This window comes from Telluria sp. RT2P19, from assembly GCF_059685725.1.
In genome coordinates, this window is sequence record NZ_JCASIL010000001.1 from 117190 (window position 1) to 133553 (window position 16364).

Below are 16364 nucleotides of genomic sequence, written 5' to 3' on the forward strand. Positions count from 1 at the left end.
GCTCCGCTGTTACAAGTTTGTAGCAGCATGTATCGGCTGTAAAGACTTCCTTCAGTTCATCTTTTTGGCGCCCCGGCTCGCTATAGTGGTCTCACACCAACCGAAACGGAGAGCACCATGAAAACCATCCTTGCCACCGCCGCCGCCATCCTGATCGGCAGCGCAGCATTCGCGCCAGTGCAGGCCCAGGCCGCTCATCCGCGCGCCGAGGTCATCATCATCAAGAAGGCGCCGCCGGCGCCACGCCGCGAAGCCGTGCCGGCCGCGCGCCGCGGCTACGAATGGGTGTCGGGCTACTGGGACTGGAATGGCCGCCGCCACGACTGGGTCGCCGGTCACTGGGAGAAAGTGCGTCCGGGCTATGCCTACCAGCGTGCGCAATGGCGCCAGGACCGTAACGGCTGGCACCTGGACCGCGGCGGCTGGCAGCAGTCGCGCCAGGTCGCCCACCGTAATCGCGACCGCGACCGCGACCGCGACGGTGTCCCGAACCGCCACGACGACCGCCCGAACAACCCTTATCGTTATTGATGATCGCGGGCCGGCCGCGGCGCGGGCGGCGGCTCAGGATACGGCGAGATCGCCGCCGCACACCTGGTTGCGGCCCGACTGCTTGGCTTGATAGAGCAGGGCGTCGGCCCGCTGCACCAGCGCGGTGGGACTGCCGGCCGCCATGCCCGCCTCCGCACTGCTGGTGTACACGCCGGCGCTGATCGTCACGACCCCGGCGCCGTTGCCGGCATGCGGGATCGCGAGCGCCATTACCGCCTGGCGGATGCGCTCGGCCACCATTCGGGCGCCGGCCGGATCGGTATCCGGCAGCAGCGCCACGAATTCCTCGCCACCATAGCGCGCCGCCAGGTCGGCTGGACGCACAAGCGTGTCCTGCAGGGTTTGCGCCACCTGGCGCAGGCAGGCATCACCCGCCACGTGGCCATAGGTGTCGTTGTAGCGCTTGAAGTAATCGACATCGAACATCAGCAGCGACAGTGGCGCGCCGCTCCTGGCCGTGCGCGCGAATTCGTTGCCCAGGGCTTCCTCGAAGCGGCGCCGGTTGGCGATGCCGGTCAGGCTGTCGTGGTCGGCAAGGGCGGCCAGCGCGCGGTTATGTTCCTGCAGCTTTTGGCGCGCCAGCACCAGCTCGCCCTCGAGCTGGTCGCGGATCTCGATCTGGCGCACCAGGCGCCGGCCGAAATACAGCAGCAAGCCGATGGCGGCCACCGTGATCGCGGCCTGGCCCATCATCGACTTCAGCCATTTTTCCAGGATCTCCTGCTTCGACTGCGCGGTCGCAACGATCAGCGGATACGTCTCGAGGTGGCGGTAGCTGTACAGGCGCTCGACACCGTCGATCCTCGAGCGCAGCATGGCCGTGCCCGCCGGTCCCGAACTGCGGTACATCTGGTGCACCGGGCCACTGCCGGTATCGGCGCCGATCATTTTTTCATCGTGCGGCAGACGGTAGATCAGGGTGCCGTCGTCGAGCGCCAGCATGATCACGCCGGCACTGCCGACGTTGAACGTTTCGTACAGCGTCGAGAAATACGCAATGCGGATCGTGCCGAGCGCGACGCCGCCGAACGTTCCGTCCGGATTATTGAGGCGGCGCGAAATGGGCAGCACCCATTCGCCATTGGAGCGGCTGCGCACCGGCTTGCCCAGGTGGACGAAGCGATCGGGATTTTTCAGGTGATATTGAAAGTATTCCCGATCTTCAACCGTGTACAGGGGAAGGCGGTCCTGCGAGGTCATCAGCCAATGGCCATCGGGACCAAATACGAACAGGCCATGCAGTTCGTCGACCTCGGTCGCCATATTCTTCAGGTGCAGCTGCAGGCGCTGACGGCCGGGGCCGGTCATGCCATCGTTCTCGATGCGTTCGATCACGCCGGCCAGCACCGTATCGACTACCCGCACTGCGCTCTCGGCCTGCGCCGCCAGCGCGTGCGACATATTGGTGGTGGTTACGGCCACTTCCGCCAGGCGCTCCCGGCGGGCGCGCCAGACGTCCGACACCTGGATGGTGAACAGCAGCAGGCACAAGGCGACGACGAACAGTACGGCATTGCGTACTGCCGGGCGCTTTTCTGCGGTCAGGCGTGATATCTCGGGAGCGGTACTCTTGTCTGGCATAAATCAAGGAGTCGCCATTACACGCTGTCCGCGGGGGGCAGCGACATAGTGACTGGACTTTCTTCTGGAAAACTCACCGATTGTCGCATATCGCGTGTTGCCCAGACGCCAAGCTATTGTTTTTTCTACCTCTGTCCCGCGATTGACGCGGAATATAATGCAATTAGGCAACCCGCAGACCGAGTTCGCTCACCAGTTCGGCGGCTTGGCGCGGCGTGATCCATGCGCCCGGGAACAGCTTGACGTCGGCCAGCGTGAGACCGCCAAGGTCGGCCTCGCGCAGGTCGGCATTGTCGAAGCGGGCCTGTTTCAGGTTGGCGCCGCGCAGGCTTCCGCCGTCGAATACGGCATCGCGAAAGTCGCAGGCGGCCAGGTCGGCATCGCCGAAGTCGAGCTGGACGAGTGTCGCCTTCCTGAACGACATGCGGCGCAGGTCGGCGCCGATGAGCAGGCATTCCTCGAACTGCAGGCCGAGATGGGCCACTTCCTCGAAGCTGGCCCCGGTCAGCTTGCAGCTCTTGAAGGAAAGCGAGGCCAGGTGTGCGCGGCGCCAGCTGCTGTTGTTCAGGTCGCAGCTCTGGAAGTGGGCGTCGGTCAGGTCGGCCGCTTCGAAATCGGCTTGCCGGCCGCGGCAGCGTTGCCAGGTGGTTTGGCCCAGCTTGGCGGCGTAGAACGAGGTTTCGGCGAGGCTGCAGCCCGTGAACGTGCAATTGCGCAGGTCGAGGCGCGACAGGTCGGCGCCGTCGAATTCGCAGTCCTGGAAGGCGAGCGGGGCGTGGGCAAGCAGGGCTTGCACGTCGGATCGGGAAAGGGTTTGTGCAACGATCTGCATATCAGGTGGTGTTGTCGGGCGGACTGCCCGAGCCGAATTCAGTCTGGCGGATGATAACAGTTGAGGAACATCTTGCCTTGCGATAGCGGGCGACAGGCCGTCAGCGGTGATGCCTACACCCCAGCGCACGCTCAGTGAAGCTCTCGCGTCCCGGCGATCGAACCTGCGGCGCCGCGCATAAACCGCAGCAGCAATTTTGATAAAAATCGCCGCAGCAGTTTAATAAAGAACCCGCGAAGTTCAAGGTCAGATATGTCAATCACATATTACCCGGAATGCATAGAAAATCCGCTGTGCATAACCCGATTAATCCACCTTGCATAATATTCGGACGTGATTGTGGAATATGCCGGTGATTTTTTTACATTCTCTGCGAAAGGCGAAATTGGAGCGACATATCGAGCCATGTCAACGCACAAAATAATACGGTTTCCAGGTGTTGCGCCTTTGTCGGTATCAGTAAACCGACATTTCCTGTTGGACAAAAAGCAGGTAATATATATATGCCCCTTTGTTTTTTGATAAGAACTTCTTTATGAATAAGCTTATCAAACAAAGTTGAAGGGTAATTGACCTGAAGAGTTTGGAACAACAAGATGGATCATACGAAATCGGCTGACTGGCCCCTCGCTTCCGGCAGTTGGACGGTTATAGCCGATAAGGGCGAGGTTCGCCTGGATCGCACCGCCACGGGTAATCCCATCGCGTCGTCGCTTGATTCCGCCGATATTGCCCAGGTAATGAAGATGCGCCGCGCACCCGGATCGCCGACGCTGTTTCCACCAGAATTCAATTATTCACCGTTCGACGGCGTCGAATTAACGCCCAACGGCGCCGCCGGTGCGGCCTGGGTGGCGCCGAGCGGCGCACGCCCGATCAACGCTGGCGGGATGCCCGAAGCGGTCGGGCTCAAGCGCACACATCGCGCCTTGCCAGCCGAGCGCTTGCGCAGGCATGCAGCCGACAGCGACGCCGACGTCGACATGAAGCTGCCGCCGCCAGGCCACTACGAATTTTTCTCGGGTACCTTCGGCACGGTTGAATCGGTGCTGCTGGCACTCGATACCGGCAAAGGTGCGCTATTCGGCTGGCTGCCGGCATCGAAAGAGTGGCAACCGCTGAACGGCCTGGGGAGCCGTTTGCTCTCCGAATCGACCTTGCCCGTCCACGCGTGGCGCGCCGAAATGGCGGCGGCCTTCCAAAGCCGCATCTTCATCCCCACCGATCACGGCCTGGCCATGCTGGTGCCCGAACTGCCGTCGCTGCAATTCAGGATCGATTACCTGGGCAATGCGCCCGTGGTCGGGGCGCCGATCGCCTTCGATGGGCAGGTGTGGGCGCCGATCCGCCACGAGGATGGCGTGGTGCAGTTTGTATTTGCCAACGCCGACGGCGTGGCCGGCCCGCCGCTGCGCGTCGATGGCCGCTGGGACCTGGGCGAGGTGGGTTCACCCAGCGCCTATGGCAGGATGGCGGTATGGCCTTGCGCCAAGGGGCAATTGCGCCTGCAGAAAACAATGGATGGCAGCGTCAGCGCCTCTTTCCTGCCATGGCCAGCCGGCCTGGCGCCGCATTTCGAGTTCGGCTGCACCCACCGCTCGCGTTCGGGCGCCTTGTGGCAGCTCTGCTTCGACAGCAACCTCGACAGTTATGTCTATGCGCGCCTGGGCGTGGACGTGCACGAACAGGTGCCGGCGCTCAGCCCGCGCATCTGCTCGGGCACGATCAACTACCGCTTCGCCGTCAAGCACAAGTCCGATCCCTGGGTCGAGCCGGAACATGGCGACGATGGCGCGGCCAATACGGTGGTGGTGCCGCTGCTCGAGGTCGGGGAGCGCAGCGCCGTGGTGGCACTACGCATCGACAGCAAGTCTGGCCTGAGCAACCTGCTCAATTCATCCGAGCGCCTGCGCGCGCTGCTGGTGTTCGATGACGAGAACAGTGAAATCGTGTTTCACACGATCGTCGTGCACAAGCCCTGGGAGTTGCGCCTCTTCCTGCACAACGGTTTCTTGTGGGCTTACCACCCGGAGATGTCGCGTATCCTCGGCTGGGATGTGCAGGCATGAGGCCGGCATCGTGGTGCGCGACGTTCGCGAGCGTCGTCCTGTTGCTGTGCGCGGCGCCCGCCAAGGCCGTGCAACATGCCTTCCTGGTACAGAACTCGGGCTGGATGGAGCCTTTCTACGCCGATCCAGCCTCGCAGTTCAAGCCGCTGGTCGCTGCGGTCGCGAGCGCCGCGGCGAAGCCGGGCGACCAGGTCCACGTGCTTGCCTTCAGCCAGACCAGCGGCGCCAATGTGTCGCCGCGCCTGCTGGGCACGAGCACCGGTCCCCAGGCGGTGGCGGGCGCGCTGCAGTCGCTGGCGCTGGCCCGCAAGGCGGGCAATGTTTTGGCCGATACCGATTTCCGCGAGGCGGTGACCAAGGTGATCGGCGAGACGTTCCAGTCGCGGCCGGGCATCATCTGGATCTTCACCAATAACAAGAACAGTCCCGGAAACGATCCCGCGACCGCGGCGCGCAACCGCGACTTCTACCAGCTGCTGCACCTGGAACCATCGATCACCCGGACGGTCGTGTTCCCGCTACGCATGCCCGTGCAGGGAAAACTGTTCGCCGCCAAGGGCTTGATGGTGTATGGCCTGGCCTATGGCAAGGAAGCGGGCGATGCGCTGAACCGCATGGTGGCCGAGGGCCGCCTGTCGAGCATCCTGACCCGGCCACCGGCCCGCCTGAAGCCGGTCGACCAGGAGGGCGTCCGGATCGTGCCCGAAGCCGTGCTGAACACGCCGAACGTGGCCGCTTCGCTGGGCAGCGACAAGCGCACCCTGGTGCTCGACGTGGCGGCCGACAAGCTGGTGCCGGAAGTGCGGCTCAAGGCCTCGCTGCAAAACCTGTTCTATCCCTACCTGATCGCCAACGCCGAGGTCGAGGGCCAGTTGCGCACCACGGCCGGCACGACCGCGCTGACGGTAACCCCGGCGACGGTCGCCGACCTGGCGCCCGGCGCCAGCCAGGCGATCGAAGTACGTTTCATGCTGCCGCTGGCCGAGGTGCCTTCCGCATGGTCGAGCCAGGCGATCGCGGCGATGGGCAAGCAAGTCCTCATGCCCATGTCGGTCAGCCTGGGGCTGCGCGACCAGCGCCTGGCGCTGCCGGACAGCTTCAAGGCCGAGATGGACGAACTGTTCCCCGGCGACCCGCTGTCGGAAGTGTTCGTGCCGCCTGCCAGCGTCCGTTCGTCGAGCGCCAATGTGCCGCTGCTCGTACGCGTGCAATATCCATTGACGCCGGTGCTGGTGATCGTCGGCGCGGTGCTGGCCCTGCTGGCTGCGCTGGTGGCCTTCGGCCTGCTGGCGGCAAAGAGCACGCGCTACCCGATCATGGTCAATGGCGTGCGGCGTCATGTCGTGCTCAAACCGTTCAAGTCGCTCTCGATCCAGGCTGACGACGGCGAGGCGGTCGGCGAAATCAGGCGCGGTATCGGCCGTCCACAGGTGGCCAGCGTCCAGCCGGGCCATACCTTGTCGGTCACCCAGTAACCATTTTTTGACATTCACTAAAAAGCTCAGGAGAACGCGGCATGACGCAACAAGCACAAGACAACGCAGGATTCACCTTGCCGCCACCGGTCGAAGGGGCGCAGGCGCAGGCAGCGTCCCCGGCCGCGACGAGCGCCAGTCTCGGCGCTCCGGAAACGCTGGAGTCGCTGACTGTCGCGCCGGGTAATGGCGTCGATACCTCATCGCGCGATACCCTGATCGGGGGCGGCATCCTGCTGGTGCTGTTCATCGCCTTCTTCTTTGCCAAGAATGCCTACGCCAACACGCTCGTCGGCAAGCGCGTGCAGCCAGGCAAGGCCAACGCCGCCGGCTGGTGGCTGTTCATCTTCCTTGGCAGCCTGTCGACCGGGGTCGTCCTGGCCGCGGTCAATTCCGCCAAGTTCATGGCGCCGCTGATCATCGGACCGCTGGCGCTGGTGGGCCTGATCGCACTGGTCTTGATGCTGCTCTCCGGCCGCAAATAATCCCGCGCGCGACATCACTGAGGACGAAGCACTATGGCAGATAATCTGAACCAGGTCATTGGCGCGGGCGAACGCAAGGTCGAGCAGAGCATCGACCTGCGCCCGACGCTGTTCATCGGCATCGGCGGCACCGGCATGGAAGTGCTGATGCGCGTGCGCCGGCGCATCATGAACACGCTGTGGGCCGGCAACGGCACGCGGACCCGCGTCGACAGCCTGGCCGACTTTCCGGTCGCCCAGTTCATCCAGTTCGACCTGGACACGGGCGCCGTCATCGACAGCGGCCGCGCCCAGGCGGAAGACCTGCAGTACGACCTGGTCAAGTTTACCGACGACGAAAAAATCGTCGAGTCGTTCGACATGGACAAGTACAGCCGTGACGATGACGCACTTGAGAAATATCCTCACATCAAGGAATGGCTGGCGCTGACGCCCAAGAAAATCCGCGAACTGGGCATCGATCCGTCCAAGGGCGCGGGCCAGATCCGCTCGGTGTCGCGCCTGTACCTGTTCGACAAGTACACCAAGGTGCGCGACAAGATCCGCCTCAAGCTCAAGACGCTCAAGGCCGGCCTGTCGCACGAACAGCAACTGCAGCGCCTCGGCCTGCGCATGGAAACCAGCAAGTTCCGCATCGTCGTGGTCGGCTCGGTCGCCGGCGGTACCGGCTCCGGGGCTTTCCTCGACATGGGGCTGCTGGCGCGCTGGCTGGCCAAGGCCGAGGTCGGCGCTGCCGACGTCGAGTTGATGCTGTTCCTGCCGACCGGCTACGCCGGCGCCAACAAGGAACGCACCGAGGCAAACGGCTACGCTGCCCTGATGGAACTCGAATCGGCCATGCTGGGCAACAAGGGCTACGTGGGCCGCTGGGATTCCTACGACCAGCCCGAGTTGCCGCGCGAGCCGTACAGCGAGGTCTACCTGATCGACTCAGGCAACCTGGCGCAGCAGCACACCAACGACGTCAAGGATGTCTACCACATGGTGGCGGACGCGCTGTTCGAAGATTTCGCCTCGGGCGACTTCGCCCGCCGCAAGCGCTCGGTGGCGGTGAACCAGGCGCAGCACAAGAACTTCCTGCACGACGCGCTCGTGCCCAAGAACCGCTTCGCCGACATGCGGCTGTCTTACTCGAAGCGCTTCTCGTCGTTCGGCCAGGCCGTGCTCGACACGCGCCAGGAAGCGCGGCGCGACGAGCGTGCGCACCGCTGGGCGGCCGAGATGCTCAAGGCGTTCTTTGGCGTGGGCGGCAGTGATGCCGGCGCCAACCGCGCCACCGACAAGCAGCGCGACGAATTCATGGCGGCCCAGATGGCGCTGCGCCCGGTGCCTTTCAGCGACTTCCCGACCTTCTCCGACCGCAACGTCGAACTCAAGCGATCGAGCGGCGAGTTCTTCGATTACGCCGTCGTGGAAGACCTGCTGCAGGACAAGCAGGGCCTGTTGCTGGCCGGCGTGGAACAGCGCGTCAACCTGCGCATCGACGGCATTCGCAGCGGCTTTGACCGCGCCGAATGGCCGACCCAGGTGCGCGAGGCGGTCCTGCAGCTCGAACGCGATTCGGTGCGCGACCAGGATTCGACCGCCGACACCACCGAGGACCGGGTCTCGAAACGCCGCCGCGAAGTGCTGGAGCGGATCAAGCAAGCGATCCGCGACCAGCTGTACGCCTACCTCGACAACAAGGACTTCGGCGGCCTCGAATACGTGCTGTCGCTGGTCGAGCAGATCAAGGACCGGCTCGAGGCGCAAGGCCCCGGCCTGATCAGTGCGTTGCGCCTGAATGGCGAACGCTACCGCGAAATCAAGGAGGCCGTGCGCACCCGCGAATACGAGCGCCTGCTGGCCAACCTCGAACAGGCGCGGGGCGGTTTCTTCAGCGGAAATAGCGAAAAGCAGGCGGTCATCGTCATGGACCACCTGCGCACCGAAATTGCCAATGCGCTCAAGTTCCACCTGCGCGCCAAGGCCGCCGACGAAGCCGCGATCCTGATGACCGACCTGTCGGCCTGGCTCGGCAAGAAAACCGGCGTCGATGCGCAGGGGCGCGCCGTCTGGAACGGCCTGGTGGGCGAATTCCAGGCTGGCCGCGAGGCCGTGCTGGCGATGCTGGGCCAGCTGCAGCACGCGAATGCCATCCTCCAGCAGGATTTGCGCAAGGACCATGCGACCCTGATCACCGTGCCGGTGCCCGAACGCAATGTGCCGCTGCCGAGCAACCTGCAACTGCGCGACTGGGCCGACGAAGCCTTCAAGGACCTGGGCGGTTCCAAGGTGCTGTTCGCGATGCTCGCCGAAAACGGCCAGCGCGGCGAGATCCTGGGCAAGGTCAAGCGCATGGCCGAGCGCCAGCTGGCGCTGGCCGGCGCGGTCGACGCCGACGCCGTGGAAAACGATCCCCTGGTCGAGGCGCTGGAGCAGATGACGCCGTCCGAGCGCATGGACCGGTTCCGCAAGCTGCTGGCCTGCGCCATGCCGTGGATCGACGGCAATCTGTCGGGCGACTTCACGGTCAAGGCCGATCAGTTCAAATGCTTCGTCGGTGTCGCCGGCGCGGACCGCTTCACGCGCCTGTTCGGCGCCGAACTCAATGCCAGTATTCCTACCCACGCCAGTATCACCGCGGCCCAGTTGTCAGTGGTCGAGACCGGCGTGGCGGGGCGCATGGTGTGCTATTGCGAACTGTCCGGCATTCCGATGACCATGCTGCGCGGCATGGATGGCTGGCGTACCAGCTATCGCAAGGAAGCCGAGAAGAACCCGACCCATACGCATATCGATTCGACCCAGTTCAGTCACCCGATGGCGCCCAGCACCGATGAAATCAACCGCCTGGCCGAGGACTTCAAGCAGTACCTGCTGGCGATCATGCTGGGTCTGCTGACGCGCTCGACGCTGCGGGTGATTCCGCGCGGGCAGTACCAGTTCGCGGTTGCGCGTGGCGACGTGCGCCGCATCGGCAACGAACGGGCCGTGCGCCAGAACGGCTTGCCATCCACCTACCGCGACGCGATCGTGGAGCGGGTGCAGGAGCGCCTGGCCGAACTCGACGCCAGCCAGACCGCCGCACTGATGGCGCTGGCCAGCTACTACGAGACGGCCGTGTACACCCCCAAGCTGATCGAAGATGCTACCGGGGCGCAAGAAGAGCGCAAGGGCTTCGCCAGCGCGATCGCGGGTGAAGCCAGGCGCGACCTGGCCGACAGGGCGCGGCGCAAGGGCATGACCCAGCGCGACCTCGACCGGGCGGAAGAAAAGCTGCTCGCGCAGCTCGCCGAATGGACCAGCGTCGTGCCCGATTCCGACGAGGACGCCTACGACTGGGAAGTGCGCGAACCGGGCGAAGACGGTCACCTGCGCCTGAAATACGTCATCAAGCCCGACGCCTTCCAGGCCGAGAAACTCGACGCCATCCTGGCGCCGGCGGCCAGTGCCGGCGCCGCTGTCAACGCGGGCGCGATTCCCGCACCGGGCATCATGCCATCGGCGCCCGGCGCCACGCCGCCGCCCCTTGGCGCGATGCCTCCGCCGCTGGTCGAGCACCAGTATCACCTGGGGATCGGTGGGCAGCAATTCGGTCCGTACACGGCGCAGCAGATCGTGCAGATGGTGCAAGTCGGGCAAGTCGTCGTCGCGGGCACCAAAGCGTGGCGCGCGGGACTTGCGGGCTGGAGCGAACTGAACCAGCTTCCCGAATTCGCGCTACTGCTGGCGGCGCCGTCAGCGCCGCCGGCGCTGACCAGTCCACCGTCTTTGCTTTGAGGACTAAGTCTTGAATCAGTGTTCTAAATGCAGCTCCGTCCTCCATGGGAAGGTCAGCTTCTGTCCTTTCTGCGGAGAGGGCACGGGCGCCGGGGGCGGCCGCGCACGGCCGCCCGCCGCCGCCGCGGCGATCCCGCCCGAGCCTGCCGTAGTGCCGGCCGCGGCGCCGGCGCCAGCGCCGACGCCGGTACCTGCCGCACCGGTCGCTGCGCCTGCGCCTGCTTCTGCTTCTGCGCAGGCAGCGCCGGCGGGCACGCAGGACCAGGCCAAGGCAGTGAAGGCGACGGAGGCGGCGTCGCCGGTCCGGCAGGCCACGACCGGAACGCCAGCCTCCCGTGGGGCCGCGGCGGAACCTGCGGCGACGCCTGTCGTCCCTGTGAAGAAAGGCGGGAAGGGCAAGTGGATCCTGGCCGGGATCGTGCTGGCCCTGGTCGTCCTGTACAACATCGGCAAGAACGAGGAGCAGGTCGGCGCACAGGTGGATTGCGACACGGCGTTCGACCTGGGTTCCAAAGCCGTGGCCGCAGGCGAGCTGCCAGAAGCGCGTACTCACGCGCTGCGCGCCGTGGCGGCGTGCGTTGACGGCCAACGTGGCAAGGCCGATGCGCTGCAAGGCGCGATCGCGGCGGCGGAAAAGACCAACGACGCCTGCCTGCGCAGTTTCCGCACGATCGAAGGCCAGGTGCAGGACGGACGCCTCGGTCGCGCACGTACCGGCCTCGACGGGTTGACGGCAACCTGCGCGGCAAAGCCGGCCGCAGCAGACTTGCGCAAGCAGTTGAGCGTGGCGCAGGCGGCCGGGCGCACGGCGCAGGCCGAAGTACGTACTGCGCTCGACGCGCGCGATGCGGCGCAGGCCAAGGCCGCGCTGGCGAAACTGACGGGCGTGAACCGCGAGGACGTCGACCTCGCGCGGCTGAAAGGCGAAGTCGAAGCGCTGTCGGCAGCGATCGCGGCCGAACAGGCGGCCAGTGCGGCGGCGGCCGCGGCAACGGCGGCGGCGAGCGCGCCACCTGTCGAGACCCGGCAGACGGTCGCGCCGCGCCCGCCCGATCGGCCTGTCTCGCCGGCGTCTTCGCGCAATGCGGACGCGGCCGACTCGAGGACATCGATGGTGTCGATCTTCCTGCGCGATGCAGAGCAGGCTTTGACGCAGCGCAAGTTCGATGCGGCGAGAACCTATGTCGACAGTGCGCGCAGGATCGATCCAAACGATCCAAGGCTCGACAGTTTGATGCAGCAGATTCGCGACCGGGAACGGCAGATGCTACAACAAGAAACCACGATCAGATAATTACCGTTCGCTAGGGAGAAAACATGAAAGAACACATGAACAAGGTGGTCGCAGTGACGCTGGTGGCAGCGTTGGCGTCGGGCTGCGTCACGACCGGCACCAGCGGCACCTCGCAAGGCGTTGGTCAGTATGGCAATCAAGCGTCGGCGCAGGCGGAAGACCCATGCGGCGTCGGTAGCTCGGCGTTGGCGGGCGCCGCTGCCGGTGCATTGCTGGGACTGCTGGTCGACGGGCGCCGCGGGGCCCTGCGTGGCGCCGCGGCCGGCGGCCTGGTCGGTGCGATCGGCTGCGTGGTCGTCAATTCGCAGTCGCGCCAGACCCGCACCGCGGCCCAGGTGGACGGCGACTTCGTGCGCAGCCGCGGGCGCCTGCCGGCCGAACCGCAAGTGGTGTCCTACCACCCGCGCCTGAACGAAACCACCGTACAGCGCGGCAAGCCGGTGAAGGTAACCTCGGTCGTCGAGCTGGTCAACGGTTCGACGACGCCGGTGCGGGAAGTGCGCGAAGAGCTGGTCGTGTTCGCCCAGGATGGGAAGCAGTTCGCGAATGGATCGAAACCGCTGGTGAACAACTCGGGTGGCCGCTTCGAGAATACCTTCGAACTGAACATGCCGAAAGACGCGTCGCAAGGCAGGTACACGATGAAAACCAATCTGTACGTTAACGGCCAGCTGTCGGCATCGCGCGACCTGAGCACCCAGCTGGTGTGGGACGGGATGTCTGGCGTAATGGTGGCGGCGCGCTGAGCACCGTTCGGCGGTAGCGGCGCGTTGGCTGTCCAGGCCGATTGCAGGTCTTCATGAAGACCCGCAATCGGCCTGTTGCTTTTGACGTTCAGTGCATCTTCTGGAAGGACAGGTAGAACGCGACCTGCGCCGCATCGCGTGCATGCACCAGTTGCGTGTTTTCGACGAAGCGCAAGGTGTAGCGGCACTCAGGTTTCAACCGGCTCAATGGCCGGAAGGTCGCCGCGAATTGCGCCAGCGTCAGCTCCGCGACCGACTCGGACGTGCGGCCAAGCAGCTTGAGGACGTGGTCGAATTCGGGTTCGGCGCTCTCGATCCGGATCGTGGTATCGCTGGCAGTGACGGTCGCCACCGGCCTGGCGCGCTTGCGTGTTCCCTGCATCGTGAACAGGCATGGCGCGGCGCCTTGTCCTTCTTCCAGCTTCCTGAGTTTTTCCAGGCGCTGCTGGATGTCGCCGAGAGTATGCGAACCCTGGGCCACCGTCGCGGCCAGCTTCCTGCCCGCTTCCAATTCGGCGATCAGGGCCGCCGCGCCGCCGGCCTGCTGGCTCATGTCGGCAATTTTCTGTGCATTCTCGACCGAGCCGAGCTTTTGCAGGTAGTCGGATGTGCCCTTCAATTCGCTGATCGGGGCAAGCTTGGTCAGCTCATCGGTCAACTCGGTGAGGTTGGACACGCCGGCGGCCTTGACCAACTGCCTGATCCGTTCGTCGTCCGAGGCTTTCTCGCTTTTCTGCTTGTGCGCCAGCGCACTCATCAGGGCGAAGATCACCAGGCCAAAAAACAGCACTTGCAGCAGGAAGTCGATCAGTGTGAGGAAGAACACATCGTTGTTCTTCTTCACGGCAGCGTCTCTTCGGGCCGGCCGAGTTGCAGGCTTGTGCTACGCGGCAGCACGCTTGCCGACGAGATCGGGTGTTGCTGCCTGTAGTGCACGGCATACGAGCGCAACTCATCCGATGTTTCCTGGATCGCGCCATTGACCGAGCCAATCGCATCGAGCAGGCCGGACAGGCGCTGCAGGATCGCGGCGACCGTATCGTCCAGGCGCGCCGCGCCGGATTGCAATGCATCGGCGCCGTTGGCGGCGGCGCCGTTCTCACGTGCCTGGCTTGCATGGTGCGTGGCATTCCTGAGGTCTTCCGTCACCTGGTCGAATACTGCCGTCATGCTTTGCTGGAGGGCGCGCACGGCCTCGAGCCCATGCGGCAGCGCCGCGATTTTTTCGCCGAAACCTAGCGTGCTGTGTCCGGCCGTATCGAATGCCGAACCCAGCTTCTGGCCGCTGGCGCTGAGTGCCGGCAAGATGTCGCGCATCCGGGACAGCTCGCCATTCAGGGCCGCGCTCGCATCCGATGCGAACGCGACGTTTTCGCCTGCTGTGCGCAAGTGGTCGGTCGCCTCGGCGAGCGATTCGAGCTGCTCGGTCGCTTTCCTGGTGAGCGTTCGCATCTTGACGAAGGTCGGGCCGGTGTCTTGCACCAGGCGGCCGACTTCCTTCAGATCGGCCAGCGCTTCGATCACGGTCCTTGACGACGACACCAGGCCGCCGCTGACATCACCGAGCGCCTGTGCCGATGCCGCGATGGGGCCATCGGTGGCGCCAAGCGCCTGCACCTTGCGTGAAAAATCCTGCAAGTGGAGCGCGAGATTCCTGGTCGCGACCAGCGTATCGGCACGTTGCTGCGATTCCTCGGCCGTCCGTTTGGCCAGTTCGCCCATCGACGCATTGAGTTGCGAGCTGGCCTGGTAGGTCTCGCGTAGTTCGGTATTGAAGCGCGCCCGCGCTGCCTGGGTCGAGGGGTCGGTGACGAGCTGCTGGATGTCATTCATCGCCGCATGTACGTCGTCGAGGATATCGGCGATATCACGCGTAAAGCTCTCGCTGGTACGGCGCATGTTTTGTTCCACCGTCTGCTGGATGGTCTCTGCGGTCGCCGCCGTGCGCGCGATAACCTCGGTGGCAAAGGTGGACAGCTTGGCAGTGGACGTCTCGATATGCTCGATCAGTTGCGCGGATCGCTGCACATACCTGTCCATGACTTGTTCTTCGGTGAATACGCCCGTGGATGGCGCCAGGCTGTTGAGGTGCATGCGGGCGAAAACCGCGTAACCGGTGGCCACCAAGCCGATCCCGAAATGGACCACGACAGTCATGATGTTGGTGTCACCAGCGCTGAAACCAATATGAAATGCAGTGATTGCCAGCGCCAGTACCGTAATCAGGAACCCGAAATAATAGACGCTGTCGATCTCCGTGGAGCTCAGGCCCATCTTTGCCGCAGGGCGGAGTTCAAAGAAGTGATAGTAGATAAGCGGAACAATTCCGATGCCGCTGAACCAGACCGGCATCGCCGGCGCAAGACTCGCCAGCAGGATAACCAAGGACGCTCCGAGGAGCATCATCATTTTACGGAAATACTGCTCACTCATTGCTGCTCCTGGTTGAGGAAGGTAGATATTCGATCGACAGGCCGGCGCCGTTCCCGCTCGTGTCCGCGAGGAGCCATCGCCAGTATTTATCGCGGCAATTCAAGGATCGTGCGGCGATGTCCTGGCGCGGGATCAGATGCAGATACACGTGCGTATTCGGGAATGCCGCCTGCTCCAATCCACCTCGTCGCGAGAGGCGAAAATTTTCCGCTGCGCGCACCGCTGGTTCGCACAGGGTTTCGAAGAAGGCAGGATTGCCTTCGAGTAGATCGGAGACCAGGTGCAAGCTGTTCGCGCTCGCACGCAAATAGGTCGTCAGTGACAGATCCGTGATCTTCCGGGATATCTTTTGACGGGGTGATTGGGCTAGATCCGGCAGCGATTCCGACCGCGGCCATGCGTGCGTCGTGACTGCATGGAGAATGGTCGCGGTCAGCTGGTCGCGTACCCGGGCGCGTGTCGACAGGGTCGATGGCGAACTGCAGGCCTCGAAGATCGGCGTATCGGCGCGTGTGTCGAAGAGCGCGAATCGTTCGCCGTTCCGGGTTTTGTCGAACAGCGCCTGGATGCGATTGACGATCTCGCCAGTGGTGAGGGAAGGCTGGCCAGAAAAATCCAGGACGACCAGGACGTTGCGTGAAGGGGTGTCGCACTGTGCCGCGGCGCCGGATGTGTGGAATGCGGCAGCGGATGCGATTGCGATTGCCGCAAGGATGGCGATCCCGGCCGCCCACCAGGGGATCGACTTTCGTGGCGTCGCCGTCGTCGCGACCGGGTTCGCGTTCGACACCGGTGCAGGCGTGGCGGTATCTGCCTGAACTGCTGCAGTGCGAATATCCGGGATGCCCTCGGCGACCGCCTCGCATGGGAGATCGGCTTCAGGCGCGCTATCGATCGTGGCAGGTGACGCGTCTTTCTGCTGGCGGCTGCCACAGAAAGGACAATAGGTTACGCGCGCAAATAGCGGTAATTCACAGCTCGATGCAATACAGTGTCGCGTCTTGGTCATAAGGAAAGTTCTTACGTACTTAACTTATGATAATAACCATCACTAAAGATTAACGGCAGAAATATTGGATGCCATGTTGTTAATATTGGACAGTAAATTTTGAAAGGAAAAATGCACGGTCCAGCG

At 64.1% G+C, this 16364-nt stretch carries 12 protein-coding genes; 7 read left to right on the top strand and 5 right to left on the bottom strand.

Annotated elements, in window-relative coordinates; translation table 11 throughout:
- The first annotated feature begins 117 nt into the window (after positions 1–117).
- Positions 118–531, top strand: a complete 414-nt coding sequence (locus tag AC56KW_RS00465; protein WP_497168771.1) for a YXWGXW repeat-containing protein — start codon at positions 118–120, stop codon at positions 529–531.
- A gap of 33 nt (positions 532–564) precedes the next feature.
- Here AC56KW_RS00465 and AC56KW_RS00470 read toward each other — a convergent pair whose 3' ends face one another.
- Both AC56KW_RS00470 and AC56KW_RS00475 read right to left on the bottom strand, forming a co-directional pair.
- A complete protein-coding gene (locus AC56KW_RS00470) occupies positions 565–2133 on the bottom strand; it encodes a sensor domain-containing diguanylate cyclase (protein WP_497168772.1) in 1569 nt (522 codons plus the stop codon).
- A gap of 163 nt (positions 2134–2296) precedes the next feature.
- A complete protein-coding gene (locus AC56KW_RS00475) occupies positions 2297–2965 on the bottom strand; it encodes a pentapeptide repeat-containing protein (RefSeq protein ID WP_497168773.1) in 669 nt (222 codons plus the stop codon).
- 746 nt (positions 2966–3711) lie between these two features.
- Between AC56KW_RS00475 and AC56KW_RS00480 the strand changes: the two genes are divergently transcribed.
- The 6 genes from AC56KW_RS00480 (at position 3712) to AC56KW_RS00505 (ending at position 12796) form a co-directional block, all read left to right on the top strand.
- The gene (locus AC56KW_RS00480) at positions 3712–5034 is read left to right on the top strand and encodes a hypothetical protein (RefSeq protein WP_497168774.1); all 1323 of its coding nucleotides are present in this window, start codon (positions 3712–3714) and stop codon (positions 5032–5034) included.
- Positions 5031–6509, top strand: coding sequence for a hypothetical protein (locus tag AC56KW_RS00485; RefSeq protein ID WP_497168775.1), 1479 nt, complete (start codon positions 5031–5033; stop codon positions 6507–6509). The genes AC56KW_RS00480 and AC56KW_RS00485 overlap by 4 nt, the downstream gene beginning before the upstream one ends.
- Positions 6510–6550: 41 nt before the next feature.
- The gene (locus tag AC56KW_RS00490; RefSeq protein WP_497168776.1) at positions 6551–6994 is read left to right on the top strand and encodes a hypothetical protein; all 444 of its coding nucleotides are present in this window, start codon (positions 6551–6553) and stop codon (positions 6992–6994) included.
- A 33-nt stretch (positions 6995–7027) separates the two neighbouring features.
- The gene (locus AC56KW_RS00495) at positions 7028–10756 is read left to right on the top strand and encodes a tubulin-like doman-containing protein (RefSeq protein WP_497168777.1); all 3729 of its coding nucleotides are present in this window, start codon (positions 7028–7030) and stop codon (positions 10754–10756) included.
- Between the two features lie 274 nt (positions 10757–11030).
- Positions 11031–12050, top strand: coding sequence for a hypothetical protein (locus AC56KW_RS00500; protein WP_497168778.1), 1020 nt, complete (start codon positions 11031–11033; stop codon positions 12048–12050).
- Positions 12051–12073: 23 nt separating this feature from the next.
- Positions 12074–12796 (top strand): hypothetical protein, encoded by a 723-nt coding sequence (locus AC56KW_RS00505; RefSeq protein ID WP_497168779.1) that lies wholly within the window; start codon positions 12074–12076, stop codon positions 12794–12796.
- Between the two features lie 88 nt (positions 12797–12884).
- Here AC56KW_RS00505 and AC56KW_RS00510 read toward each other — a convergent pair whose 3' ends face one another.
- Genes AC56KW_RS00510 through AC56KW_RS00520 form a run of 3 tightly spaced genes read right to left on the bottom strand, consistent with a single transcriptional unit; the run spans position 12885 to position 16238 of the window.
- On the bottom strand, positions 12885–13640 hold the full coding sequence (locus AC56KW_RS00510) for a hypothetical protein (protein ID WP_497168780.1): 756 nt from the start codon (positions 13638–13640) through the stop codon (positions 12885–12887).
- Entirely contained in the window at positions 13637–15229 is a 1593-nt protein-coding gene (locus tag AC56KW_RS00515; protein WP_497168781.1) for a hypothetical protein, read from the bottom strand. The genes AC56KW_RS00510 and AC56KW_RS00515 overlap by 4 nt, the downstream gene beginning before the upstream one ends.
- On the bottom strand, positions 15222–16238 hold the full coding sequence (locus tag AC56KW_RS00520; RefSeq protein ID WP_497168782.1) for a hypothetical protein: 1017 nt from the start codon (positions 16236–16238) through the stop codon (positions 15222–15224). Before AC56KW_RS00520 ends, AC56KW_RS00515 begins: the two co-directional genes overlap by 8 nt.
- Positions 16239–16364 lie beyond the last annotated feature (126 nt).

What these genes read in the sequence shown, in the direction of transcription:
- AC56KW_RS00465 (WP_497168771.1), top strand. Translation starts at nt 118, where the DNA reads ATGAAAACCATCCTTGCCACCGCCGCCGCCATCCTGATCGGCAGCGCA.
- AC56KW_RS00485 (WP_497168775.1), top strand. Translation starts at nt 5,031, where the DNA reads ATGAGGCCGGCATCGTGGTGCGCGACGTTCGCGAGCGTCGTCCTGTTG.
- AC56KW_RS00505 (WP_497168779.1), top strand. Translation starts at nt 12,074, where the DNA reads ATGAAAGAACACATGAACAAGGTGGTCGCAGTGACGCTGGTGGCAGCG.
- AC56KW_RS00495 (WP_497168777.1), top strand. Translation starts at nt 7,028, where the DNA reads ATGGCAGATAATCTGAACCAGGTCATTGGCGCGGGCGAACGCAAGGTC.
- AC56KW_RS00475 (WP_497168773.1), bottom strand. Translation starts at nt 2,965, where the DNA reads ATGCAGATCGTTGCACAAACCCTTTCCCGATCCGACGTGCAAGCCCTG.
- AC56KW_RS00490 (WP_497168776.1), top strand. Translation starts at nt 6,551, where the DNA reads ATGACGCAACAAGCACAAGACAACGCAGGATTCACCTTGCCGCCACCG.
- AC56KW_RS00520 (WP_497168782.1), bottom strand. Translation starts at nt 16,238, where the DNA reads ATGACCAAGACGCGACACTGTATTGCATCGAGCTGTGAATTACCGCTA.
- AC56KW_RS00480 (WP_497168774.1), top strand. Translation starts at nt 3,712, where the DNA reads ATGCGCCGCGCACCCGGATCGCCGACGCTGTTTCCACCAGAATTCAAT.
- AC56KW_RS00515 (WP_497168781.1), bottom strand. Translation starts at nt 15,229, where the DNA reads ATGAGTGAGCAGTATTTCCGTAAAATGATGATGCTCCTCGGAGCGTCC.
- AC56KW_RS00470 (WP_497168772.1), bottom strand. Translation starts at nt 2,133, where the DNA reads ATGCCAGACAAGAGTACCGCTCCCGAGATATCACGCCTGACCGCAGAA.